Origin of the sequence: Edaphobacter modestus, from assembly GCF_004217555.1 — a bacterium.
GTDB lineage: Bacteria > Acidobacteriota > Terriglobia > Terriglobales > Acidobacteriaceae > Edaphobacter > Edaphobacter modestus.
Window position 1 is genome coordinate 4991930 of the sequence record NZ_SHKW01000001.1, and the last position, 23617, is coordinate 5015546.

General features: G+C 58.0%; 18 protein-coding genes. 12 read left to right on the forward strand and 6 right to left on the reverse strand.

The features are described from left to right. The first annotated feature begins 128 nt into the window (after positions 1-128). On the forward strand, positions 129-4319 hold the full coding sequence (rpoC, locus tag BDD14_RS21075) for a DNA-directed RNA polymerase subunit beta' (protein ID WP_130420953.1): 4191 nt from the start codon (positions 129-131) through the stop codon (positions 4317-4319). A 594-nt stretch (positions 4320-4913) separates the two neighbouring features. Next, positions 4914-5573: a hypothetical protein gene (locus tag BDD14_RS21080; RefSeq protein WP_130420956.1), complete on the forward strand. Its 660-nt coding sequence runs from the start codon at positions 4914-4916 to the stop codon at positions 5571-5573. A 99-nt stretch (positions 5574-5672) separates the two neighbouring features. Here the strand turns inward: BDD14_RS21080 and BDD14_RS21085 are convergent. Beyond that, a protein-coding gene (locus tag BDD14_RS21085; RefSeq protein ID WP_130420958.1) for an IS3 family transposase occupies positions 5673-6877 on the reverse strand; the annotation gives its coding sequence in 2 pieces (ribosomal slippage) (positions 5673-6610 and positions 6610-6877; 1206 coding nt in all). Positions 6878-6896: 19 nt separating this feature from the next. Here BDD14_RS21085 and BDD14_RS21090 point away from each other — a divergent pair. Beyond that, positions 6897-7214 (forward strand): type II toxin-antitoxin system Phd/YefM family antitoxin, encoded by a 318-nt coding sequence (locus BDD14_RS21090; protein ID WP_207231786.1) that lies wholly within the window; start codon positions 6897-6899, stop codon positions 7212-7214. Positions 7215-7504: 290 nt separating this feature from the next. Here BDD14_RS21090 and BDD14_RS21095 read toward each other — a convergent pair whose 3' ends face one another. After that, entirely contained in the window at positions 7505-7945 is a 441-nt protein-coding gene (locus tag BDD14_RS21095; protein WP_165420184.1) for a TonB family protein, read from the reverse strand. Positions 7946-8176: 231 nt separating this feature from the next. On the opposite strand from BDD14_RS21095, the gene BDD14_RS21100 reads away from it, so the two are divergent. The 3 genes from BDD14_RS21100 (at position 8177) to BDD14_RS21110 (ending at position 10967) form a co-directional block, all read left to right on the forward strand. Then, positions 8177-8902: an ROK family protein gene (locus BDD14_RS21100; protein WP_242618095.1), complete on the forward strand. Its 726-nt coding sequence runs from the start codon at positions 8177-8179 to the stop codon at positions 8900-8902. A gap of 201 nt (positions 8903-9103) precedes the next feature. Then, on the forward strand, positions 9104-10528 hold the full coding sequence (locus tag BDD14_RS21105; RefSeq protein WP_242618096.1) for an ATP-binding protein: 1425 nt from the start codon (positions 9104-9106) through the stop codon (positions 10526-10528). Between the two features lie 181 nt (positions 10529-10709). Continuing rightward, positions 10710-10967, forward strand: a complete 258-nt coding sequence (locus BDD14_RS21110) for a GlsB/YeaQ/YmgE family stress response membrane protein (RefSeq protein ID WP_130420962.1) — start codon at positions 10710-10712, stop codon at positions 10965-10967. Positions 10968-11027: 60 nt separating this feature from the next. Here the strand turns inward: BDD14_RS21110 and BDD14_RS21115 are convergent, their stop codons facing one another. Beyond that, positions 11028-13379 (reverse strand): sensor domain-containing protein, encoded by a 2352-nt coding sequence (locus tag BDD14_RS21115; RefSeq protein WP_130420964.1) that lies wholly within the window; start codon positions 13377-13379, stop codon positions 11028-11030. Between the two features lie 329 nt (positions 13380-13708). On the opposite strand from BDD14_RS21115, the gene BDD14_RS21120 reads away from it, so the two are divergent. The 5 genes from BDD14_RS21120 to BDD14_RS21140 all read left to right on the forward strand — a co-directional run bounded on the left by BDD14_RS21120 (position 13709) and on the right by BDD14_RS21140 (position 19493). Beyond that, positions 13709-14935, forward strand: coding sequence for a VWA domain-containing protein (locus BDD14_RS21120; RefSeq protein WP_130420966.1), 1227 nt, complete (start codon positions 13709-13711; stop codon positions 14933-14935). A gap of 92 nt (positions 14936-15027) precedes the next feature. Then, positions 15028-15522: a thioredoxin family protein gene (locus BDD14_RS21125; protein ID WP_130420968.1), complete on the forward strand. Its 495-nt coding sequence runs from the start codon at positions 15028-15030 to the stop codon at positions 15520-15522. Then, entirely contained in the window at positions 15519-16427 is a 909-nt protein-coding gene (locus tag BDD14_RS21130; RefSeq protein ID WP_130420970.1) for a YihY/virulence factor BrkB family protein, read from the forward strand. Before BDD14_RS21125 ends, BDD14_RS21130 begins: the two co-directional genes overlap by 4 nt. A gap of 114 nt (positions 16428-16541) precedes the next feature. Then, positions 16542-18101, forward strand: a complete 1560-nt coding sequence (gene pyk / locus BDD14_RS21135; RefSeq protein ID WP_130420972.1) for a pyruvate kinase — start codon at positions 16542-16544, stop codon at positions 18099-18101. Positions 18102-18290: 189 nt separating this feature from the next. Next, positions 18291-19493: a pyridoxal phosphate-dependent aminotransferase gene (locus BDD14_RS21140; protein WP_130420974.1), complete on the forward strand. Its 1203-nt coding sequence runs from the start codon at positions 18291-18293 to the stop codon at positions 19491-19493. A 74-nt stretch (positions 19494-19567) separates the two neighbouring features. Here the strand turns inward: BDD14_RS21140 and BDD14_RS21145 are convergent, their stop codons facing one another. Further along, on the reverse strand, positions 19568-20611 hold the full coding sequence (locus BDD14_RS21145; RefSeq protein ID WP_130420976.1) for a DUF6807 domain-containing protein: 1044 nt from the start codon (positions 20609-20611) through the stop codon (positions 19568-19570). Continuing rightward, a complete protein-coding gene (locus BDD14_RS21150; protein WP_130420978.1) occupies positions 20604-21956 on the reverse strand; it encodes a Gfo/Idh/MocA family protein in 1353 nt (450 codons plus the stop codon). The genes BDD14_RS21145 and BDD14_RS21150 overlap by 8 nt, the downstream gene beginning before the upstream one ends. A gap of 326 nt (positions 21957-22282) precedes the next feature. Between BDD14_RS21150 and BDD14_RS21155 the strand changes: the two genes are divergently transcribed. Further along, a complete protein-coding gene (locus BDD14_RS21155; RefSeq protein WP_130420980.1) occupies positions 22283-22825 on the forward strand; it encodes a PEP-CTERM sorting domain-containing protein in 543 nt (180 codons plus the stop codon). Between the two features lie 69 nt (positions 22826-22894). Here the strand turns inward: BDD14_RS21155 and BDD14_RS21160 are convergent, their stop codons facing one another. After that, positions 22895-23443: a methyltransferase family protein gene (locus tag BDD14_RS21160; RefSeq protein WP_130420982.1), complete on the reverse strand. Its 549-nt coding sequence runs from the start codon at positions 23441-23443 to the stop codon at positions 22895-22897. Positions 23444-23617: the final 174 nt, after the last annotated feature.

A 23617-nucleotide genomic window follows, 5' to 3' on the forward strand; every position in this document is an offset into this window, starting at 1 on the left:
TCGAATTCGAGCTTCAGCTTCAGAACTAGCGGCAATGCGATGCGCCGAGAGTCATCGCCGAGAAGATCTAGCAACCGCAGCAACATGCTGCGCACCTGCAAGCGCAGGAAACAAGGGAGACGCAAAATATGTTCCGCTCCAGCCCCTTCGAACTAACCGGACCGATCGCTGACTTCGACGCGATCAAGATTCAGCTTGCCAGCCCTGAGAAGATCCGCAGCTGGTCCCACGGCGAAGTCACCAAGCCGGAAACCATCAACTACCGTACCTTCAAGCCGGAACGCGACGGTCTGTTCTGCGCCCGCATCTTTGGACCCATCACCGACTGGGAGTGCCTGTGCGGCAAGTACAAGCGCATGAAGCACCGCGGAGTGATCTGCGACAAGTGCGGCGTTGAAGTCACGCTGTCGAAGGTCCGCCGTGAGCGCCTCGGCCACATCGAGCTCGCCAGCCCCTGCTCGCACGTGTGGTTCTTCAAGGGCCTGCCCTCGCGTATCGGTCACCTGCTGGATATCTCGCTGCGCGAACTCGAGGCCGTTCTCTACTTCGAGAGCTACGTAGTCGTTGATCCAGGCGACGCTCCGGTAAAAGAGCGCGAGGTGATCAAGGACGAGAATCGCTTCCGCGAGCTCGACCAGCAGTACCGTCCCACCGGCTTCAAGGCCATGATGGGCGCAGAGGCGATCAAGGAGCTGCTGAAGCGCGTCGAGATCACCGAGCTTGCCACCGAGCTGCGCGAGCGCATGAAGCAGGAGTCGTCGCTCCAGAAGAAGCTCAAGTACTCCAAGCGCCTGAAGATCGTTGAGGCCTTCCGCAAGTCCGACAACAAACCGGAGTGGATGATTCTTGACGTGATTCCCGTCATTCCGCCTGAGCTTCGCCCGCTGGTTCCGCTGGATGGCGGCCGCTTTGCGACCTCGGACCTGAACGACCTGTATCGCCGCGTGATCAACCGCAACAACCGCCTCAAGAAGCTGATGGATCTCCATGCTCCTGAGGTGATCGTGCGCAACGAAAAGCGCATGCTGCAGGAGGCCGTCGACGCTCTGTTCGACAACGGCCGCCGTGGCCGCGTGCTGCGCGGTGCGAACAACCGTCCGCTGAAGTCGCTCTCCGACACCCTCAAGGGCAAGCAGGGCCGCTTCCGTCAGAACCTTCTCGGCAAGCGCGTCGATTACTCCGGCCGTTCGGTCATCGTCGTCGGCCCGGAACTGAAGCTGCACCAATGCGGTCTCCCCAAGAAGATGGCGCTCGAGCTCTTCAAGCCCTTCATCTATCACCGTCTGGAGCAGACGGGTCACTGCACCACCATCAAGCAGGCCAAGGAGATGGTCGAGCAGCAGGACCCGATCGTCTGGGACATCCTCGAAGAGGTCATCAAGGATCACCCGGTCCTTCTGAACCGCGCTCCAACACTTCACCGTCTCGGCATTCAGGCCTTTGAGCCCGTGCTGGTGGAAGGCAAGGCCATCAAGATTCACCCGCTGGTCTGCACCGCCTTCAACGCGGACTTCGACGGCGACCAGATGGCCGTGCACATTCCTCTGTCGCCTGAGGCGCAGATCGAGGCCAGCGTGCTGATGCTTGCTTCGCACAACATCCTCTCGCCCGCGAGCGGCCACCCCATCACGGTGCCGACGCAGGACCTCGTGCTTGGTCTGTATTACCTGACCAAGGCCAAGGTGAATGCGAAGGGGGAAGGCCGCGTCTTCGCCAACATCGAAGAGGTGCTGATGGCTCTCGAAGCCAAGCAGGTCGAGACCCTGACGCCGATTCGTCTTCGCCACACCGGTCCTGTGCTCGACATGACCACGGCGTATGACGATCAGGACATCCTGCACACGGAGCCGGTCGAGTTCAACAAGCAGTTCATCAACACGACGGTCGGCCGCGCCATTCTGAACGACGCTCTTCCCGAGGGCATGCCGTACATCAACGGCCTGCTGAAGAAGAAGGGCATCGGCCAGCTGGTGAACTACTGCTACCTGAATCTCGGACTCGAGACGACGGTCAAGACACTGGACCGGATCAAGGACCTCGGCTTCCGTTATGCGACCCGCTCGGGTCTGTCGGTCGGTCTGGACGACATGGTCATCCCGGAGTCGAAGTACACCGTTGTCGCCGAAGCTGAGAAGCAGGTCATCAACGTGCAGCAGCAGTACCTTGACGGTGCCATCACCAACGGTGAGCGCAACAACAAGGTCATCCAGATGTGGTCGAGCGTCACCGAGAAGGTCGCCGATGAGATGTTCAACAACATGAAGAAGGCGGATAAGGAAGGAGCCATGAACCCGATCTACATCATGGCCGACTCCGGCGCCCGCGGATCGAAGCAGCAGATCCGTCAGCTCTCGGGTATGCGCGGCCTGATGGCGAAGCCCTCGGGCGAAATCATCGAGACCCCCATCACGGCGAACTTCCGTGAAGGTCTCACCGTGCTGCAGTACTTCATCTCGACGCACGGCGCTCGTAAGGGCCTTGCGGACACGGCACTCAAGACTGCGGACTCTGGCTACCTGACCCGCCGCCTGGTGGACGTGGCGCAGGACGTCATCATCTCGCAGAACGACTGCGGAACAGTGGAAGGCATCTACGTGATGCCGATCATCGAAGCCGGCGAGACGATCGAGCCTCTGCGTGATCGCATCATCGGCCGCGTCTCGCTCGAGAAGCTGAAAGACTACGAAGGCAAGACCATCGTCGACATCAACCAGGAGATCGACGAGGACCTTGCCAGCGCGATCCAGGCAGCCGGTATCGAGAAGGTGAAGATCCGCTCGGTGCTGACCTGCGAGTCCAAGCGCGGCGCCTGCATCCTTTGCTACGGCCGCAACCTGGGCTCGGGCAAGATGGTCGAGATGGGCGAAGCCGTCGGCGTCATTGCGGCTCAGTCGATCGGCGAACCAGGAACGCAGCTCACCATGCGTACCTTCCACATCGGTGGAACGGCATCGCGCGTCTCGGATGCCTCGCACATTGAGGCGAAGAACGCCGGTGCGGTCCGCTTCATCAACCTGGTTACGGTCCGTTCGAAGACCGGCGATCTGGTCGCGATGAACCGGAACGGTTCGATTGCGATCATCGACGAGAAGGGCCGTGAGAAGGAGCGCTACGCAATCGTCTACGGCGCGAAGCTGAAGATCGAGGAAGGCGCTACCGTCGCGCTTGGCGACAAGCTCGGCGAGTGGGACCCCTATACCTTCTCGCTGCTGACCGAGATCGCCGGTACGGTTCAGTTCAAGGACCTGCAGGAAGGCGTAACCCTGCACGACGAGATCGACGAGGTCACGGGCCTCTCCCGGCTCGTAGTTGCCGACTCGCCCGACGAAAAGCGTCAGCCGACGATCATCATCAAGAGCGCGCAGGGTAACAAGCGCTATCTGATGCCCAGCCGTGCTCACCTCATGGTGGCCGATGGCGACGAGCTCTACCCGGGAGACATCCTGGCGAAGATCCCGCGCGAAACCACCCGCACCAAGGACATCACCGGCGGTCTGCCGAGGGTTGTCGAGCTGTTCGAGGCGCGCAAGCCGCGTGACCCCGCAATCATCTCGAAGATCGACGGCGTGGTGCGCTTCGGCGATGTCACCAAGGGACAGCGCAAGGTCTATGTTACGGCTGACAACGGGCAGGAAGAGGAGTACTCGGTTCCGCGTGGTGTGTATGTCAACGTGCAGGAAGGCGAACGCCTCCGTGCCGGCGACGCGCTCATCGACGGTCCGCGTAACCCGCACGACATCCTTGAGGTGCTCGGCGAGCGCGCACTGCAGCAGTACCTGGTGAACGAGATCCAGGAGGTCTACCGCCTGCAGGGTGTGGCGATCTCCGACAAGCACATCGAGGTCATCGTTCGGCAGATGCTGCGCTGGGTCAAGATCGAAGAGGTAGGGGATACCACCTTCCTCGTCGACCAGCAGACCGATCGCTTCCGCTTCAACGCGGAGAACCAGCGCGTGCTGATGACGGGTGGACGTCCGGCGATTGGCCGTTCGCTTCTGCTCGGCATCACCAAGGCATCGCTCTCGACCGACAGCTTCATCTCGGCCGCCAGCTTCCAGGAGACGACACGCGTTCTTACCGAGGCTTCCATCAACGGTGCAGTGGATACGCTGCGCGGCCTCAAGGAAAACGTCATCGTCGGTCGCCTCATCCCGGCCGGTACGGGCATGGAGTACTACCGCAACGTTCAGCTCTCCCCAGAGCTGGAAGAGGTGGCAGCCCAGGTTCAGGCCGAGGTTCAGGAAGCCCACGACGCCGAAGAGCGCGAGCTCGAGGCGATGCGCATGGAAGGCGAGCAGGAAGAGATGGCCGCCGAGTAGGACTACGCGTCCAGCGAAATGCGCTTCGCGCAAAAGCAACCAAAAAGGCAGAGCTTCGGCTCTGCCTTTTTGGTTGTTCTTCGAACTTCTTCGAAGTAAGCTGATTCATTCATTTTACAAATGTAACCGTCCGATCATTGCCGTACTATGTTCTTTACGAAGTCTGTTCTGGCTTGACGACGAATGAGCAAACGTACAGTGGTCGGCTTAAAGCTTAAAAATCTCTGGCAAGCTGTGCGCAAGGTGGTTTATGCGCGAGCGACGATCATCTCGGTAGCATGCCTGATCGTTCTGTGCGCCGATCTCGTGTTAGCGTCTCCGGCATCGACAGGCCAGGAACGTTACGATCTAGGCGGCCCGTGTGAAGACCAACCAAATTTCCGTGTGTCGAAGGAACTTCAAGACGCCGAGAGCGCCCACAAGTGGGACCGAGCTGTCGTGCTGACAAAGGAGCACATCAGGGCCGACGGGTGCAACATCCCGTATAGATGGTACAGATTAGTCAACGTACTCCTTAGCGCTCATCGGTCCGCAGAAGCATCGAGCGCTCTACAAGAGATGGACTCTCGCGGTTTCGACGTCGAACTCGCATTCTTGGGCGAGGATTTCCCGGAAATAGTGAAATTCATCGAGAGCAAAGAATTTGGTGCGTCCCCCCTGGGATTGAAAATGAGGCGCCTTGAGAACATATCGGATGAGAGGCGCATCAAGTTTCAGGAAGCGCTGAGTCGGATGCCTGCCAGTGAAAAGCCGCCGGACAATTACATTGCCAAGGGCGCTTGTCCTTTTGAGTGCTGCCGGTATGGCAACTGGACCGTGTTGGAAGACACGGACTTGGTTTCTAGCCCAGGCAGCAGCCGCGTGGTCGGCAGAACCAGGAAAGGAAGTCGTGCATTTGGTCTCACGGGCGAGGTGCATCTGAGGCCCGAGCCCGTTGTCGTGCTGACTGCACCCGAGCCCGATGGCGTGCTGACTGCAGACGAACTGCCAAAGAACAGCATCGCGTTCATCCTCGATAACGTAGGCGAGGGATACGGACACGTGTACACGCGCGGGAAGGTGATCGTGGTCCAAACGCACTTGAGTTATGCAAAATATTGTTACCGTCCTTCGGAGTCTTGCTGGGGCGAGACGCTTTTGCCGTCGAAGGAAAGAAAGGAAGCGATCTGGTGGGTGAAGGTTCGACTTCCTGACGGAATCGTGGGATGGACTGACAAGACGAACAATTTCGGTGACAAAGACGGTTGCGCGTAATTGAAAGAGAGTCTCAAGTGTCCATTTGAGAGAGCCGGGTGCCCCATACATGACGCAGTCTTATCGCTGGCTTGCCCGATGTTTTGTACCAATGAGGAGTTAGTGTAGCGCGTTTATCTCTGAGTTCAGATAGCCGCCGTCTGGGGTGTGGAGAAGTGGGAAGCGCGTAGCGGTTTCCACTTCTCCATGCCCCTTGCTTGTTGCGATCATCCGGGCCGCCGGAGCTGGTGGTGTATATCCCAGCGAAGAGTGTGGTCTGACGGTGTTGTAGTGGACGCGCCAGCGTTCTGCCAGCACGCGAAGCTCTTTGATGGAGTAGAAGATCTCTCCGTTGAGGAACTCATCCCGCAGCTTCGAGTTGAAGCTCTCACAGTAGCCGTTCTCCCAGGGAGAGCCGGGTTCGATATACAGTGTCTTTGCTCCTGTGTTCGCCAGCCATTTGCGCAGGTCTTTGGCCACGAACTCGGGCCCATTGTCAGAACGTATGTGCTCGGGAACTCCTTTCCAGACCATGACGTCAGCCAGAGCGCTGATGACCTTGGCCGAACTCCAGCGCCGTTCGGCCCGTATCAGCAGGCACTCCCGGCTGTGCTCGTCGATCAGGTTGAGGATGCGCACACTGCGGCCATCGTGCGTTCGCGCACTCACGAAGTCGTAGCTCCAGACATGGTTCGAGTGTGTCGGCCTGAGCCGCACACACGAGCCATCGTTGAGCCATAACCGCCCTCTCGCCTTCTGCTTCTTTGGTACCTTCAGCCCTTCACGACGCCAGATGCGTTCGACTCGGTCCTTGCCGACCTGCCAGCCGGCTCGCTGGAGTAGCGCCGTGATCCGGCGATACCCATAGCGGCCATACTGGCTGGTAAGGGTAACAATGGCCCGAGTCAGAGCATCCTCGTCTTCACGCTGTGTCGGCCGGTAGCGCTGCGTGCCCCTGGGTTGCCCCAACAGAAGGCACGCATGCCGCTCACTGACTCCATGCTCGCAGGCACGGTTGACCGCATTGCGCCGTCGTTCAGGGCTTAGAAGTTTCCCGAGGCGATGTCCTTCAACACAAGCTTGTCCAGGCTCAACTCAGCGACCAACCGTTTCAGCTTCGCGTTCTCCTGCTCAAGCTCCTTCAACCGCTTCGCCTGATCCACCTGCAGACCGCCATACTCCTTGCGCCAACGGAAGTACGTCTGCTCCACGATTTCCGCTTCCTTGCACGCCTGCGCTGTCGTCTTCCCGTTCGCCACTGCCACTTCAATCTGACGGAGCAGGTTCACCACCTGCTCTGGCTGATACCTCTTACCTCGTGCCATATGCTCTCCTCGTTCCAGTGTGTCTCTTAGTCACTGGTACAAAGCAAGCCGGGCACTCCACAAGCTCATCGCCTCAGTCGAGAGCGGAGAAGAGGTCATCATCACGCGCACTGGCAAGGCCGCCGTCAAACTGGTGATGGCCACGCGGCCCGCACGCAAATCGCACAAGGACATGTTCGGTTCAGGAATTGGTAAGCTCTGGATTGCAGAAGACGCATTCTCTCCCAAGACGGATACGCATCTTCAGCAGCTCTTCGAGGGCGAAGATCCTTTGGAAATCAGCGTGTCAAGAGCTGCACAGATCAAAAAATCATTCTTCCCAGCCGGAAACCACTGAAAGAAGGCGACTTCGAGCGAGATAAATTTATCTCGGGAAAAGCGCCGATCAGTTTCACCCAATTTCGTAAACTGAATACAGCCCCAAAAAGAGATAGAGATAAGGCGCGTCCCACTCTACGGACCTTATCTCTTATGAAATCAATATTTTGATGCCTAACCCCTTTGAATCGAATATTTTGGCTTGAGGAAATCTCACAAGTGACTCATTCCAAAATATTTATCAACTTACAACGGGGAGGGCTGCATGGAAGGCCGACTCTGGTCGGCCTTTAGCCGTGGTACAGCTTTTTACTGTGCGGTGGTGATGAGGTTGACTTCGAGCTTCACTGGAAACGGTACAGCCTGGTTGCTGACGGTGCCCGGCGCATAACGATACTGGCTCACTGCATCGAGAACGTTCCTGTCGACCACGGGACCAGCGGACTTGATGATCTTCAGATCCGTGGGCTTGCCGCTCTTATCGACGACCATGCCAACGGTGACCTCACGGTTTTCGGGGACGTTTGTCCAGGGCGCCAGATCTTCTGAGCTCACGGGGAAGGAGTGAACAAGCTTGGGGGCAATAACACCGGTAGAGATTCGCAGGGGCTTCAGGGCCGTGGTGCCACGATCTGCGGAAGCGAGTTCCGCGGGGTTGGAGGCAAGTGCGATCTGCGACGGGGCAGAGTTTGCCTGAGCGTGAAGCAGGATGGGGGAGAGGACGAAAGTAGCCAGAAGCGCTTTACGCATAATTTTCTCCATTCAAGTTAGATGTTCCCGTCACCATTATGGTCAGAATCGATAACGACTGTCAACAATTTTTATCGGTAAGATTTTTCTTCCTGTTTTTCAATAAGTTGCGGGGCGGATGATCGGCAAAGAGAGGGAAAAATTGCGGTTTGTTTTCTGACGGCAATACGAGGCTTAAGCCTTAGGGTTCAGGTGTTTCGCAGATTTTGAGGGTGTCTGTATGCTTTCGAGATGAAGAATGTTCTCGTCATCGACGTCGGCGGGACCCACGTCAAGGTCGGATCGACCTCGGAGAGAGTTCCACTCAAGATTCCATCTGGACCTTCCATGACCGCGAAGCAGATGGCTGACCAGGTAATTCTGGGGACAAGAGGATGGAAATACGACAACATTTCCATTGGCTATCCGGGCCCGGTCGCCCATGATCGTCCTCTAGCCGAGCCTCACAATCTCGCTCCCGGATGGATCGACTTTCCGTACCAGACGGTGTTTCAAAAACCGATTCGATTTATAAACGATGCTGCCATGCAGGCGCTCGGGGGCTATCGCGGTGGTCGAATGCTCTTCCTGGGAATTGGAACCGGCCTGGGATCGACGATGGTCTTCGATGGTGTCGTCGTCCCTCTGGAGCTGGCTCACCTGCCTTATCGAAAGGGGAGAACGTACGAAGACTACCTGGGGAACGCTGGACTGGAACTGCGCGGAAAGAAGCGCTGGCGAAGGTCGGTCCTCGATGTCGTCGAACGATTGAAGAATGCGTTCGTGTGTGAATACGTCCTGCTGGGAGGAGGCAACGCGAAGTTGATGAAGGGGCTTCCACCGCACGTTATTTTGGGCGCTAACAGCAATGCGATCGAGGGCGGAATACGATTGTGGCAGGCTCCGGAGGAGCTGAAGGTTCCATCGCCGACAACGCGCAATGGGGGGCAACGCTCCGCAAAAGGAGATCGAGCGTGATGCGTTTGACTTGCATCGGCATCTCTTCCGGACGAGGAAGGTAGGTCTTCGAAGGATAGGCCAGCCTGTCGTATCCCGTACGAAGCCTTTCTCTGCTTTAATCGAAGAACAGTCAGCCGCAGAGGAGGCAAGATCGCCACTCAATCCAGTCTCGACCTTACCCGCGTTGCTCCGCCCGCCGAGCTGGTGGCGACGGCGCCGGTGGAACCCACGCCTGTGGAGGAGATCGTCGCGGCTCTCGGTCTCATCTCCCCGCTGGATGGGCTGTCGACGCCGGAGTACGAGTGGCTCGCGACTCACTCGACGGAGCGGGTGGGTCCGGATGGCTCGTTGATCTTCCGGGAAGACGAGCCCTCGCACCATATGAACATCATCCTGAGCGGCGACGTGATTGCGCATCGGCGTAAGTCAGCGTCCGTCGCCCGCTTCGTAGGCCGCACCTCCCGGCTGACGGGAAAGCTGCCGTTTTCGCGCATGAAGACCTGGGGCGCGGACGGCCGCACGGTGGGTCCGGTCTGGGTGCTGGATATCCACGAAGATCTGTTTGACGAGATGCTCTGCGCGATTCCATCCATGGCGCGGCGTTGCGTGGCGCTGTTGTTGGATCGCGTACGCGACTTCACCCGGATGGATGAGCAGGCGGAAAAGCTTCTTGCGCTGGGAAAGCTCGCGGCGAACCTCTCGCATGAGCTCAATAATCCTGCATCGGCAGCGCAGCGGTCTGCTGTCAGTCTCTCTGCCGAGCTGCGCGAGACGGACCAAGCGAAGTACCGGCTTGGACGCCTGTTTCATTCTGAGGAAGAGCTGGAACGATATAACTCCTGGGTTGCGAGCGCTCGATCCCACATTCACGCATCTGCGGGTTTTTCCCTGATTCCCCGCAGCCCGCTTGAGGCGAGTGACTACGAAGAGGAGATGTTGCGCTGGCTGGAGAAGCACGAGGTTGCGACACCCTGGAACATTGCCCCCACGCTCGCCGAGATGCGCATACCGATCCTGATGCTGGACACGCTGGCCGCTGCACTCAACACAGAGACGTTATCGGCGGCGATCGCAACCTTCGCAAGTTCGTTGCGGGTCGAACGAATGGCGGATACGGTTGTGGACTCGAGCGGGCGTATCTTTGAGCTGATCAGCGCCATCCGGGGTTACTCCTTCATGGACCAGGCACCGATCCAGGACATCGATCTTCCTGTATCGATTGAAAATACGCTGGCCATGTTCCGGTCGAGGATGGCTCATGTAAAAATTCGTCTCGAATTTGAGTCGAATCTTCCACTGGTAAGCGCCTATGGGAGCGAGCTGAATCAGGCCTGGTCGGCGCTGATTGAGAATGCGCTCGACGCGATGCACGATCACGGCACCCTGACAATCTCCATCCGCGTGAGCGGACAGACTGCGATTGTCGAGTTTCACGATGATGGTCCGGGTATCGAAGAAGGGATTCAGTCGCGCATCTTCGAGCCTTTCTTCACGACGAAGCCGCTTGGAACCGCGATGGGACTGGGGCTCGACACGGTGCAGCGCATTGTCAGCAAGCACTCCGGCTCGGTTGCGGTGGATTCCAAACCGCACTCGACCTGCTTCCAGGTTCGCATTCCAATCAATCGCCTGCGGGCTTACTGAGATATCGCGGCAGAGAGCAGTTTCTTGAGGTCGAGCGGACGCGTGTACTGGCTCGGGATCAGGATAATGTTCGTATCCTTATGATTTTATGAATCCCAATCCCCGGATGTGGAGTATGCTGTCCGCACCACGGGATTCATGCGGGCCCAGCCCGTGAAAAATCGAGCACTGGAGGAGCTTTATGCTTAGCCTGCTTTGGACCGCTCTCATCGGTCTTGTCGTCGGTGCGCTCGCCAAGTTGATTATGCCCGGAAAGGATCCCGGAGGGATCCTGATAACCATGATCATCGGAATTGCGGGTTCTTTTCTCGGAACGTTTCTCGGGCGGCTTATGGGGCTCTACCGGGAAGGACAATCAGCAGGTTTCATCATGTCTCTGATCGGCGCCATCCTTCTGCTCGCGATCTATCACTTCTTCAAGCGGCGCCAGGCGGTTTAGTGCAGGGGAGTTTCTGCTGGGTGTTAAGGCTGGTGTCAGCCGTACGACAGATCGCAGGGGCTACACATTCTGAAGGGCGCCGATTCCGCTATATCCTTGGACAGCGGCGCTGAAGTTTTCTGCCGCTACCGGCAGGCCGAGGTAGTTGCCCTGCGCCTCGTCGCAGCGGCGGCGCATCAGGAATCGAAGCTGTTCTTCGGTTTCGACACCCTCTGCGACAACCCGGATGGCCAGTCCATGGGACATCGCGATGATGGTGCGGACGACTGCGGCCGCATTCGGATCGGTTCCCGCCTGCTTGATGAAGCTGCGGTCGATCTTCAGCCGGTCGACCTGGTACTGGAGAAGGTATGAGAAGCTGCAGAATCCGGTGCCGAAGTCGTCGATGGAGATGCGCACTCCCAGTTCCCTGATTCGTTGCAGCTTTTCAAGGTTTCCAGTTGAGTTCACCATCAGGATGTTTTCGGTGATCTCGATCTCAAGATTCCGAGCCAGAAGCCCGCTTACGGCGAGCGCATGTTCGATGACCTGCACCAGGTTGCGCTGTTGAAACTGCCGGGGCGACAGATTGACCGAGATGGTCAGGTCGGTTCCCAGCTCGTCCTGCAGGGCCTTCCCCTCGCGACAGGCTGTCATGAAGACCCATTCTCCGATGGGGACAATCAAACCCGTCTCTTCGGCTATTCCAATGAACTGTATCGGGGGAACATTGCCGAGCTTTGGATGGTTCCACCGCAGCAGCGCCTCGACCCCTGTGATCAGACCGGTTGTGAGCGAGATTTGCGGCTGATAGTGCAGGCGGAGCTCACTGTTTGCCAGAGCATGCCGTAGGCCATGCTCCATGGAGAGCCGATCCGCCGTCTCCTTCAGCATGTCTTCGCTGAAGATCTGGTACTGGTTCCGGCCACTCTCTTTGGCGACATACATTGCCGAATCGGCTCGTTTGAGCAGGTGTTTGGCGTCCGAGGCGAAATCCGGATAGATACAGACTCCAATGCTCGTCGTGACGTTGACGAGTTGCTCGTCGATATGGATCTCCGGAGACATTCTGGCCAGCAGGTTGAGGGCACAGTGCTCCACATCGGCCACGCTTGTGATGTCCGGCATGACGACAACAAACTCGTCGCCACCAACGCGCGCAACGACATCGGTGCTGCGAACGGATCGCCGCAGGCGTGCGGCGGTCTCAATGAGGAGCTGGTCGCCGGAAGTATGGCCCAGCGAATCATTGATTCGCTTGAACTGATCCAGATCGACCACGAAGACGGCGACCTTGGTTCCGTAGCGTCGCGCGCGCTCCACGGCCTCGACCGTCTTGTCGCGCAAAAGAGCGCGTCCGACCAGACCGGTCAGCTGATCGTGCGTGGCCAGATGGGTGACATATTGCAACATCTGGCGACGCTCCGTGATGTCGAAGGCGATACCGACAAAGCCACTGATGTCGCCTGAATCCGAAGCCACCGCACGCATAGCGAGATTGATGGGGATTCGGCTGCCGTCCCGCTTAACCAGCGTCCACTCCTTCTCTTCCATCTCGCCCTGCATGGCGCCGGCAGAGAGAATCTCGAAGCCGACCCGCTCGATCGAATCATCCGTAGCTGCGGAGTCGCGCGCGGCAGCGGCAAGTTCTCGCTCGTCATGCAGCATGGTGAGCGAAGCTTTGCCCACCAACTCGTCACGAGTGTAACCGGTAAGTTTCTCGGCTGCGAAGTTCATTGCGGTAATCGTGCCCTGCACGTCGGTTGCGACGATGCTGAAGGGAGCATTCTGAAAGACCGATTCGTTGAACTCCACGAGGTGTTCGGATCGCGCTTGCGCGGCCTTGATGCTACTGATGTCACTGCAGGTGACGGCGAGGCCATCGCCAAGCTTCACCGCCTGGTAACGAACCCAGGTGGCTTGCAACGGGTTCTCCTCGAGAACCGCATACTCCTGGCTCATGGAGATGCCTGTCTCCACGACCTCGCAGTATCGACCGAACCGGCCTGAACTCTTCGCCGTGGGAACTTTATCGCAGAGGCTTTGCGAGACCAGCTCGGCGCGTGGTTTCCCGATCAGCCGTTCCGCGTTGTGATTGAGATAGTGAATACGGAAGTCGACGATACGACCTTCTGCGTCGCGCATTGCGTTCAGGAGACAGAAGGCATCCAGGCTGACTTCCGCCGCGGCGAGGAACGTCGACTGCGCCTCTTCCAGTTGTGCGCGGAGGACTTTGTATTCCTGCTCGCGCAAGAGGGACCATATGGCTAGGGCCACACCTGCCACGGCAATCCCAGCCGCAACAATCTCACTGTAGACGACACCATGATGAGTGCGCGAAAGGCCACCTATGACCGCGCAGACGGGTACTGCAGAAACACTCACCTTCCATGCCCGCAACCGGGTCGGAGGATCAAGCACCCAAGTCCTCAAGGAACACTCCGGGAATAGCGCATTTGTTACCGGTCTCACAACTAGCGTAAACCGGTTTCACCTGATTTATTTCAATGAAGCAAAGTAGCATCTGGAAGCACGTTTTGAAACACGTTTCGGGAGAAAGTTGCGGAAGGTGCGCAGGGATGCCGCAAAGATCGTCTTTTGTTGAAGATAATTTACCTTAGCACCTGCCAAATTTTCGAGAAAACCTTCGTCGGGTTACTAAGGTCTACAGACCTGTGGTTCCTTCTGTGTGGAGGTTGCCGCGCCCGGCAGGCAGGGTCAGACCGAAACACAATACAAAAAAGCTGGTCTAAGAAAACATCATGCGCACACGATTAGTCCTGTACGTCTTCTCTCTGGTCTATTTTGCCTCTCTCGCGGGAAATGGATGCCCATCCTCTTTGGCGCAAGAAGCTTCATCCAACGTCGCAAAGACTTCTACGGATTCTCCGGCTCCTGCGACCCCACAACTCTCCGTTGATGCACGGTTGGTCAATCTTCCAGTTGTCGTCCGTGATAAAAAAGGCGCGCTGATTCGCAATCTGTCAAAGTCCGATTTCAATCTTGCAGTGGATGGCCATTCGCAGGTCATCCGCTACTTCGACGTCGATTCGAATCTTTCCCTGACGCTTGGTCTTCTAGTCGATACCAGCCTAAGCCAGAAGAGCGTGCTGGATGACGAGCGCAGCGCCAGTTCCACATTTCTCGATCAGATGTTGACAACGCCAAACGATCAGGCGTTCGTCGTCCAGTTTTCTCGAGAGGTGGAACTTCTGGGCGATCTGACAAATTCGCGGCCGAAGCTCCAGGCTGCGCTCAAAGAGATCGATACTCCCGCCCCCAGGTCGTCGTCGCCAGATTCGGATAGCAGCAGCAACAATGGCAGCAACAGTGGCAGCGACACAAACGGTCATCGTGGTGGCAGGCGGACGTATGCGGGGGGAACGACACTGTACGACGCAACCTTTCTGGCCTCCGATGAGCTGATGAAAAAACAAAAGGGACGCAAAGCTCTCATCATCCTCTCCGATGGAGTGGACCGGGGCAGCAAGGAGACTCTGAACCATGCACTGGAGAGCGCACAGCGTGCCGACACCATCATCTACGCGATCTACTTCAAGGGGGAAGCGCCGCAACAGGACTCGGGAAGGCATCAGGGGGGAGGGGGATATCCCGGCGGCGGTTACCCTGGCCGCGGAGGAGGGTATCCCGGCGGAGGATACCCCGGAGGAGGGTATCCAGGAGGAGGGTATCCTGGCGGCGGCCGTGGAGGCAGCGGCGGTGGTCAAGAGGCTCCGAGCCACGTCGATGGAAAGAAGATTCTTCGCCAGCTCTCGGAGGAGACGGGCGGAAGGCTCTTCGAGATCTCGAAGAAGCAGACCGTTGCCCAGATCTATAACGAGATTGCAGAGGAGCTGCGTGCGCAGTATCGACTGGGATATACGCCTGACCAGGCAACGGCAGCCGAGGGGTATCATCAGGTTGATCTGACAGCACATCGCAAAGATCTCATCGTTCAGACGCGAGATGGTTACTACGCGGGCAAGTAGCGGGGGCGGTGCTTCTTGCTGATCTCGGCAAGGGTCATGCATGATGAGGGAGCCACTGCTTCCCGAAGACGTACCAGGAGGGTCTATACCGTATGCTTCCACGATCATCTCGCTTCTGCACCGGACTGGTGACTCTGGCGTTTGCGATGGCGCCACTGAGCCAGGTTCCTGCGCAGATGGCGCCACCGTTCGTCAAGAAGCATCTTTATTCTTCAACGGCAGACCCAAAGGCCGATATCGCCGCGGCACTCAAGCAGGCGAAGACCCAGAAGAAGCGCGTCATTCTGGACTTCGGAGGGGACTGGTGCGGCGACTGCCAGGTGCTGGATATCTACATGCACCAGAGCCCCAACGCCGAGTTGTTGAGCAAGCATTTTGTCGTGGTTCACATTGACATTGGCCGCATGGATCGCAATGTGGATGTGGCCGCGAAGTACAAGGTTCCCATCCAGAAGGGAGTTCCTGCGATGGCAGTGCTCGATGCGAACGGCAAGCTGCTTTACTCCCAAGAGAACAAGGAGTTTGAGAACATGCGTAGTATGCGATCGAGCGACGTGACCGAATTTCTAAATCGCTGGAAGGCATGATCCCACTTGCGGGCGTGCGAAATCTTCGCGGGCATAGACTTGTATCCGTGAGACTGCTGCGCATCCCCGTCCTCTCTCATCGTGCCGCCTTGCGGGCCATGGAGCACGATGTTTCGAATCTGGCCCAGTCGGCGGCCTACTCGGCGATAGTGGCACTGTTTCCCGCGCTTCTTGTGGCGGCTGCCATCGTCGCTCTGCTGCCTGATACGGCCCCCTTGCGGTTCCAGCTGGGAGCGTTCTTCGATCGGGTTCTTCCTTCCGAAGTGATGCCTGTTTTGCAGAGCTACTTCGACGCCACGCCGCATAAGAGCAAATCGACTCACGTCCTTTTTCTGTCGTTTCTGATTTCGTTTACGGGAGCATCGAGCCTGATCGCGACGTACATGGAAGGATTCCGCAGAGCGAATGATCTTCCCCTGGACTGCTGGACCTTTTGGAGCCGCCGCGCTCGCGCCTATGCCCTGGTTCCACTCTCGCTCATCCCGCTTGCCATCGCCAGCTCTCTGATTGTCTTCGGCCATTTCATCACGCACTGGCTGGCCAGCCACGTTGTAGCTTCCATCCGAACCGAGGTTTTTATTGTGGCGTTGATCGTTCGCTGGGCGGTGGCTCTTACGGGGTCGGTTGGGCTGATCGCGTTGATCTATCACATGGGGACGCCTATCCGGCAGCCGTGGCGCCGCGTTCTGCCCGGCGCGGTAGCCGCTACGACGATGTGGTTTGTTACGACGCTTGCCTTTGGATGGTACGTCACCCGTTTCGCCAACTATTCCCAGGTTTATGGCTCGCTGGGAGCCGGAATCGCGCTTCTATTCTGGCTTTACATCATCTCGCTCAGTGTTTTGTTTGGGGCGGAGTTCAACTTTGTCTTTCACCTGCAGCACGCCTCTTCTCCTTCTTCCTGAACCGTTTTAACCGCTAGCAAGCCGCTGACGGTTAGAATGGCGAACATACGAAATTTATTGGTCATACCATCGGGGACCTATCCGCGACGGTTTACAAAGGATCCAGCAGCTTCTATGACTACCTCCGCGAATCCAATCCTTACCGAGGCCTTTTTGTCCGGAACCGGCCGTGGCCGCCGTGCCAAGATCGTCGCAACTCTCGGCCCTGCTTCCAGTTCAATCGACGTCTTTCGCCAACTCGTGCGAGCGGGCCTCGACGTCGCTCGTCTTAACTTTTCGCACGGCTCCCATGCTCAGAAGTCTGAGTTAATTCGCATGGTCCGCCAGGTTTCACGGGAGGAAGGGAAGCCCATCTGCATCCTTGCCGACCTGCAGGGACCGAAGATTCGTACCGGCAAGCTCAAGGACCACAAGCCGGTACAACTGGTCACCGGCAAACAGCTCATCATTACCCCGCAGGAGATCGCCGGTACCGCCTCGAAGGTAGGAACCACCTTCACGACGCTGGCCGAGAACCTCGAACCAGGATCGCGCATCCTGCTCTCCGATGGCCTGATTGAGTTGCGCGTGGAAAAGATCAAGGGCGGCGACGTCGTCTGCAAGATCATCAACGGCGGAATGCTGGGCGAAAACAAGGGCATCAATCTGCCAGGCATCCCGGTCAAGGTTCCTTCCCTTACGGAAAAGGATGAGGAAGATCTGGTCTTCGCGATTGGGGAAGGCGTCGATACGGTCGCGGTCTCCTTTGTACGGACTGCCGACGACATTCGCCACGTCAAGAACCGGCTGGCTGCCTTGAACTCCGATGCCTGGATCGTCGCCAAGCTGGAGAAGCCGCAGGCGATTGAGCATCTCGATTCGATTCTGGAGGCGACTGACGCCATCATGGTGGCTCGCGGCGATCTCGGTGTAGAGGTTCCTCCGGAGAAGGTTCCCGCCATCCAGAAGCACATCATTCGCCGTGCCGCCGAGTATCGCAAGCCTGTCATTACGGCGACCCAGATGCTCGAGTCGATGGTCGAAAACCCGCGCCCCACCCGGGCCGAGGCATCGGACGTTGCCAATGCCATCTATGACGGCACGGACGCGGTGATGCTCTCTGCCGAAAGTGCTGCCGGCAAATACCCGGTGGAAGCGGTTGCGATGATGGCGAAGATTGTTACCGAGACCGAGGACCAGATTCATCTCGACCCTCCTGCCGGAGCACGTCATCCACGCGGGATGAGGCTCTCTGTCGCCGAGACGATCTGCGAGTGTATGGCGCACGCCGCCGACGACCTCGATGTCGCCGCCATCGCCATCTTCACCGAGACCGGAGGCACGGCACGGCTTCTCTCCAAGTACCGTCCCGACCCGCCCATCTACGCACTTTCTCCCTTCGAGAAGGTCATCAATCGCTCCATGCTTTTGTGGGGCACGTATCCCATTCTGTGCGGTCGCTTTCACGATACCGACACCCTCGTGAACATGGCGGAAGAGATTCTTGAAAGCCATGGCCGGGTTCAGGCGCGCCAGATCGTCGGCATCGTCGCCGGAACCCGCACCCGGTCGGGAGCTACCAACTTTATGAGGCTCCACATGATCGGCGATCGTGATACGGATCCACTGAACCCACCTGCGGAAGCAGCTGAGAAGGAACCGGCAGAGAAGTCCCCGAAGAAGAAGAAACGCTGAAGCATCTGTTTCTCCGTGGTTCGCAGGCCGCCCACACGGGCGGCCTTTCGTTCGTCACGAATCTCTTGTGAAAGAGGTCTGGTGGGGGTACGCTATCCGCAGCGAGTGCAACCCCGTCCGTTCCTCGCGCTCATTCTCCCCGGTCAGACAACTTATCGATCCGAACTGCTTTCACGTCAGGAGCCAGTCATGCCTTCTCTTTCGAACGATCTTTCCGGTTGTAGTTCTCTCTCCCGCCGTTCCTTCCTCCGGTCTGCCTCCGCTACCCTCGTTGCTGCCCCCATTCTTACCGAGGCCCACTTCGCCCACGCAGCCAGGGGAACCGCCTCCGTTCCCGAGTTCTCGATGAATGGCATCTACCTTGACGCCAATGAGAATCCTCTCGGACCTTCCGATTCGGCTCGTAAGGCGATCACAGACATCATCCCCAACGGCGGCCGGTACGCTCCACCGCTTTACTTCGGCCTGATGAAGATGTTTGCCGAGCAGATGGGCGTTCCCGTCGATCACGTGATGGTGTACGACGGCTCCAGCCCGCCGCTTCACTACTCCTCTCTCGCGTTTACCTCGTCGACGCGCAGCTTTGTCTGCGGCAATCCTACCTACGAGGCCGGCCAGCGCGCCGCCGAGATTGCCGGTGCGAAGATTCACGCCGTGCCGCTCGCCAAGGATTACTCGCACGACGTTGCCGCCATGGTGAAGGCCGATCCCAATGCGGGGCTCATCTACATCTGCAATCCCAACAACCCCACCGGAACCACCACGACCAAGGAACAGATCGACTACGTTATAGGCAACAAGGCTGCGGGAACCGTTGTCCTGGTGGACGAAGCCTATATTCACCTCTCTGACGCTACCTCGGCCATCGACCACGTCAAAGCGGGCAAGGACGTCATCATCCTGCGCACCTTCTCGAAGATCTATGGCATGGCCGGTATCCGCTGCGGCTTTGCGATCGCCCGGCCCGACCTGCTCAAGAAGCTGGGGACCTACGGCCAGTCGCCCATGCCGATCACCGGCATGATTGCGGCGCAGGCAAGCCTTATGGACCCCGAGCTGGTACCGACGCGCAAGAAGCTGATCGCCGACACGCGAAACAACACCTTTGCATGGCTGAAGGCGAATAACTACTCCTTCATTCCATCGGAGAGCAATTGCTTCATGATCGACGTCAAACGGCCAGGCCCGCAGATTCGCGCCCTGATGGCGAAGGACGGCGTGCACATCGGCAGAAGCTGGGCTGCATGGCCAACCTACGTGCGTGTCACTGTCGGCCTGCCGTCGGAGATGCAGGCCTTCCAGACCTCCTTCAAGAAGGCTATGGATACCCCCGCTGCCGCCTTCAACGACGCTCCGCTGGGACGCATTCATCGCGACGGCATCTACGCTTAGCGCCGTTCAGCTTGCAACAGACAAACAAAAGCCGCCTCATCTGCCGAGGCGGCTTTCCTTGTTATGCGAAATGCCTACTTCACCTCGGCCTCGAACGCATCCGCAGCCTGGTTCATCTCCTCCGGCATCACCGAGTGCGAGGAGATGGTGATCCGGTAATGAAAGGTTGTTGAATCGCCCTTCTCCACCGTGTAGTCGAACTGCGGCTGCTTCGGGTCGAAGATCTTCCTTCCCAGCGGATTGGCCGCGAACAGCCCATAGCCGCGAGCGTGCCAATATGTCGGGTATCCGGGATTACTCTTGCGATCGAAGATTGCAATCGTCTCGGTGTGTCCATCCGGGGTGTGGCCCGTCAACTCGCACCAGCGTCCTCGGGTCGACCATACAGCGTCGCCCTCGACTCCTTCGCTCGTCCGATAGACTCCGGTGGCTCCTGCGGTATTGCCTTCCACCTTCGTCTCCCGTCCGCTCGCATCAGCAAAGGTGCCGCCCTTCTCCGTGGGTGACTCGAGAAAGTGAGCGACGCGGATTCCCAGCACGCCTTCCTTATCGTCGTGAAAGACGACCTTGTCGAGGGCCTGCAGGGTGACCGTCATATCGATGGTGCGGGCATCGCCCTTCTGTGAGAAGACATACTTCGTCCTCTGCTTGAAGATCTTCTGCCCCGCGCCTGTCTCCCACACCGAATCCACGACGAGTTCGCCGTGTTCTCCGCTTTTGACGGAGACGACTTTCTCATGGTGAATCGTCCCCATCTTCACGCGATTCTCCGGCTTGATGGCGTCGGAGTTGTTCCAGAAGTCGAAACCATTTACGTTGCCGTAGTTGAACCACAGGCCCGCATGGTGCGGATGATCCACCCGCTCCGTGTCTCGCGGAGCGAGTGGATAGCCGCGCGTCACCGTTACGCCGTCTGGTGCGACCAGCGGAAACAGGACAGGCTTCTTCAACGTGGAAGGCCACACGTATGCGGTGAACGGCTTGCCGTCGATGGTGATATCGACGCGCTTGTTCGCCTCATCTGTAACGACCTTCACCCCCTTACTGCCATCCTTCGCAAAGGCATTCGCTCCTATCGACAACCCTGCAAGGCAGCAAAGCGCCAGCAGCTTACGCATAGACCTTGCCTCCAACCATCACCTCTTGGGTCTTATCGTTGAAGGTGACCTTCTGTCCGGTCTGGATTGCGGCAATGTTCATGCAGAGAGCGACGGAATGGCTGTAACCTGCATCGACGCTCGCATTCGGCGTCTTACGCGAGCGCACGCACTCCATCCAGTTGCGCATGTTGGCCGAGGTCTGGCTGTCCGCTCCCGTGTTGGCCGAAGTGGATGTCTCCTCCACGGCCTTGCTCAGCGAGAAGGGCTCCAGCTGATTGGCCTGCATCTTCATCTCCGCCGCCGACTTCGCCGTCAGGCCGCCCGTCGGGGTTACCGTCTGCTTGTCCATATCCAGCATTCCGCCGTTCGAGTAGTAGAGCTCCTTTACCCCTCCGGCGGAGTTTGTGAATCGCGACGAATACTGCACCTGGAAGCCTTTGGTCAGATCGTCCGCCGGTCCGTAGTCGAAGACTGCCGTCATCGTGTCCCAGTTCTTGCGACCGTCATGCCACAGATAGTTGCCGCCGTTCGCAACCACGCTGCGCGGGTGAGGATACCCGCTGAACCAGTGCACGGTGTCGATCTGGTGGACCAGCCACTGGTCCGGAATTCCCGACGAGTAGGGCCAGAACAGCCGGAACTCAAGATACTTCCGCGCATCGAACGGCTCATGCGGAAGATTCATCAGGTAGCGCTTCCAGTCCGTGTCCTGCTCCTTCAGCAGCGGCACAACATCCGGTCTCCGCCAACGCCCCGGCTGATTGACGTTCCACGTCATCTCCACCATCACGATGTCGCCGAACTTGCCTGACTTGATGTACTCGTAAGCCTTCTGATAACTCGGCGTGCTTCGCCGCTGGGTTCCGATCTGCACCACCTGCTTGCTGGCGTGGACTGCGTCTCGAATGGCGCAGGCGTCCGGCATCGTGTGGGCCAGCGGCTTTTCAACATAAGCGTCGCGTCCGGCCTTCACTGCCTCCACACCATGCTGTGCATGTTGAAAGTCCGCCGTGGCAATCAGCACCGCGTCGACGTCCTTGCGCGCATACAGCTCGTCGTTGTTCCGCACAGGATCGACCTTGTTGCCGCTCACCTTCTCGATATAGGCCGCGCCCTCTTCGCGTCGCCGATTCCAGATATCCGACACTGCGACAAACTCGAAGTTCATCTCCTTCTGGTGCATGTGAAAGGAGGGAATCAAGGCTTGCTTCATTCGGTCGCCACAGCCCACCACGCCCACCCGCACGCGGTCGTTGGCACCTACAATTTTGGCGTAGCTGGTCGCATTCCATGTCGCAACCGTTCCCGCTACTGCCGCGCCCATCTTTACAAACTCACGCCGGTTCGTACCCTGCAATGTCATTGGATCGCTCCTCGGTTCTATGGATGACCGCACTCTTTCGCTGCTGAAGTTGCCTGCTGTCTGATGGCGTGCGAAGTTTACAGAATTTCTGAGAGGTCTGGCCAATTTTTATCGTTGGCCCCAATTCTGCAAAAACACGGGTGGGCAAACTCTTGCCATCCTTCGGCCCTGAACACGGGGTGAATAGGCAAAACTTTTCCCATGGGATTGACCGTGTGTGCAAAGTTTAAGCGAATTGAGCCCGAACTAAGGAAAGAGAGGGGAAGGTGCGTTTGGCGTCTGACTTGCTTCACCGATATACGAAGCTCATTCCTCAGGTGGTATAAATGCACTCTTTTTTCAAGACTTTAGCCTTTTCTGCCCTCGCCCTGGTTCTCTCCGCTCCAGCTACCCTCCTTGCCGATACAGTCACCTATAACCTCGTGCTTGCGCCGTCGTCCGGTTCTCTCTATGGAGGAACGGGGTCGATAACGCTTGAGGGGGCACCTTCGTCGACGGGCGTGTCGGACTACACAGTCGCCAATGGAAAGCTCGATAACGTGATATTCGATATCGACGGGCAAACCTTCACTCTTGCGGGCGCTACCGGCAACACACTTGTTCGGTTCTTGAACGGAGAATTGAACGACATCACCTTTGCGGAGACAATTGGAGCTTCGCCCAACCGTTTTACCTTCCATTCCACAAGTGGTTATGCCTTTTACTACAACGACGGTCAGGCCGCGTCCTACGGAACATTCACCGCAACACTGGCAAACGGTGCGTCACCCGTTCCCGAGCCGGATTCATTGGCTCTTCTTGCGCTGGGGCTTCTCAGTGGCGGAGGGGGCGAGTTCTACCGTCGCTTCCGTATCGCACGCTCCAGCTAATCTCGAAAGCTTCGAAAACGCGGTAGATCTCTCTTGCAATGGGAGCGATCTACCGCACCTCTTCGAATGCTACCGAACGGGTGGAAGATAGGCGGGGACCGAGCGTCTGAACTGATCAAACTCGTTCCCGAACCGCCTTTTGAGCAGCCCGTCCTCGATGCGGACCCGAATCTCCGTCCCCACAAGGAACACGGCCGTTGCTGCCAGGAACAACCACGCCGGCGCAGTCACTAACCCTATTCCCCACAGCAGGCACAGCATGGAGCCGTAGATCGGATGCCGGATGACCCGGTAGGGTCCGGTGCGCACCAGTTTATGCTCCACGTGGATTGCGGCATCAAAGCGTAGCTGCCTTCCGAGCGCCTGTGTCGCCGTCCATGAGAGCAGCGCCGCCAGCGCAAAGAAGCACGCTCCTGCCAGGATCCGCCAGGAAAGATGGTCTACGGTCCAGAATCCCCCGAGGAGCATCATGGCATATCCCACTACCTGAATCAGCAGACCCCAGCGGGCGCGCCGGTCTACCGCGATGGCGCTGCCTGCGCCGCGCTTCGCGATCAAAAACGGCAACAGCCAAAGAAAGGTTCCTGCGGCAATCACAAGTGAGCCAAGCACAGCCATTTAGGATGCCCCCCGGGCGATAAAGCGATTTAAGGCCTTCACGAATGTTGCTTGAAGTACTGGATCGCACGTTCGCGCTCTTCAGCTTTCTCCCGTGTCGCAAACGTTCCCAGATTTTTTCGCTTTTTCGTCCTTGGATCCACATGACGCGAATAAATCCGGAACTCACCTGTC